Raw genomic sequence first — 2,052 nt, 5'->3', positions numbered from 1 at the left:
ACACGCCCATCAAGCTGATCGAAGCGGCCCGCCCCGACGTGCTGATCAAGGGCTCCGACTACACCGAGGCCGAGGTGGTCGGAGCCAAGGAGGTTCGCTCCTGGGGCGGCGACGTGCGGCTGGCGGCGATCGTCGAGGGCTTCTCCACCACCGCCGCCATCGCGCGCATGACCGGGACCAACCGATGACCCGCCGGATCGCGTTCGTCACCGGCGGGGCCGGCTTCATCGGCTCCAACATCGTGGCCAAGCTGGCCGAGGACCGCAGCCTCGACGTGGTGGTCTGCGACCGGCTGCACGAGGCCGAGCTCGGCAAGTGGCGCAACATCGCTAAGCATCCGATCGGCGACTTCGTCGCGCCCGAGGCCATGTTCGAGTGGCTGGAGAAGCGGTGGCGCGACGTCGAAGTGGTGATCCACATGGCCGCCATCTCGTCCACGACCGAGCCGGACGCGGACAAGATCGTCCACTCCAACTTCACCCTGTCGCGTGACCTGTTCCGCTGGTGCGCCGACCACCAGCGGCGGCTGATCTACGCCTCCTCGGCGGCGACTTACGGCGCGGGCGATGGCGGCTTCACCGACGACAACGACTACGAGGCCCTGGCGGCGCTCCGGCCCCTGAACACCTACGGCTGGTCGAAGGCGCTCTTCGACCTTTTCGCCCAACGCCAGGCGCTGCGCGACTACGCGCCGCCGCAGTGGGTGGGACTGAAGTTCTTCAACGTCTACGGGCCCAACGAAGAGCATAAGCACTCGATGAAGTCGGTGGCCTCGCAGATCTGGCCCAAGGTGCGCGAAGGCCACGCGGTGCAGCTCTTCAAGTCCTACCGGCCGGACGTGCCGGACGGGGCTCAGAAGCGCGACTTCATCTACGTCCGCGACGTGGCCGACGTCGTCGAGTGGCTGGTCCGCAATCCGCAGGTGAACGGCATCTACAACCTGGGCTCAGGCCAGGCGCGCACCTTCGAGGACATGGCCCGGGCGGTGTTCGCGGCCGCCGGCAAGAACGCCCAGATCGAGTACACGCCCATGCCGCCGGCAATCCGGGACAAGTACCAGTACTTCACCGAGGCGAGGATGGACCGGCTGCGCGAGGCTGGCTACGCGGCGCCCTTCACGCCGCTGGAGGAGGGGATCGGCGACTACGTCGAGCGCTTCCTGAGCCAGCCCGACCCCCACCGCTAGTGGCCGAGCGCGCCGCCCGCCGCCTGCCGCGCTGGGCGGTCGCCGCCCTGGCCGGGCTGGCGCTGCTGATCGGAGCGGCGGGGATCGTCTACCGCGAGGACATCCTGCGCACGGGTCTGGACCCGCGGGTGCCGTTCCAGACCTACACGCCGCCGCCGGCCCCGGATTACCGAGAGCCGCAGGCCTGGGCGCTGGCGCCCGGACGCCCCGCCCGGCCCGGCGACCCTCACGCCGACATCTTCTTCCTCGCGCCCACCACCTACGACGGCGGCGAGCACTGGAACGCGCCCATCGGCGAGGGCAAGTCCGAGCGGCTGTTCCGGCGGGTGATGGCGCCCAACTACGTCGGCCCGTTCGTGCGAGTGGGGCGCGTCTATGCGCCGAGATACCGGCAGGCGAGCCTCTATTCCCTGCTCACGCTTCGGGAGGACGCCCGCGAGGCCCGCCGCTTCGCCTACGAGGACGTCGTCGCCGCCTTCCGCCACTACGCCGCCAGCGCGAACGGCGGACGGCCCTTCGTGATCGTCGGGGTGGAGCAGGGCGGCACCCTGGCCACGCGGCTGATCACCGAGGAGATCATGCCCAACCCGATGCTGCGCCAGCGGATGGCCGCGGCCTATCTGATCGAGACCGTCGTGCCGGCGGACGCCCCGCCAGCCCCGCCCTGCCTCAAACCGCGCCAGACCGGCTGCGTGGCCGCCTGGGCCTCGGCCTTCGCCGACGAGCCGGAGCGGGCGCAGGCGATCCTCGACCGCTCGCTGGTCTGGGACGGCGGGCACCTGGACAACCTCAAGGGCCGCACGCCGCTGTGCTTCAATCCGCTGCTGGGGGCCGTCGCCGACGCCCCGGCGGCGCCGAGGCTCAAT

General features: G+C 70.7%; 2 protein-coding genes and 1 pseudogene. All 3 read left to right on the top strand.

Translation table 11 applies throughout. The annotated features are described in order from the left end of the window. Positions 1-188, top strand: a pseudogene (locus VHK87_RS13775) (bifunctional heptose 7-phosphate kinase/heptose 1-phosphate adenyltransferase); the annotation flags it as partial. Continuing rightward, on the top strand, positions 185-1,186 hold the full coding sequence (gene rfaD / locus VHK87_RS13770; protein WP_329635460.1) for an ADP-glyceromanno-heptose 6-epimerase: 1,002 nt from the start codon (positions 185-187) through the stop codon (positions 1,184-1,186). The pseudogene VHK87_RS13775 and the gene rfaD, both read left to right, overlap by 4 nt. Next, positions 1,186-2,052, top strand: an 867-nt coding sequence (locus VHK87_RS13765) for a DUF3089 domain-containing protein (protein WP_329635459.1), incomplete at its 3' end; no start/stop codon positions are given. The genes rfaD and VHK87_RS13765, both read left to right, overlap by 1 nt.

Source organism: Phenylobacterium sp., from assembly GCF_036263695.1.
Lineage (GTDB): Bacteria > Pseudomonadota > Alphaproteobacteria > Caulobacterales > Caulobacteraceae > Phenylobacterium.
This window is presented reverse-complemented; position numbering and strand designations above follow the sequence as displayed.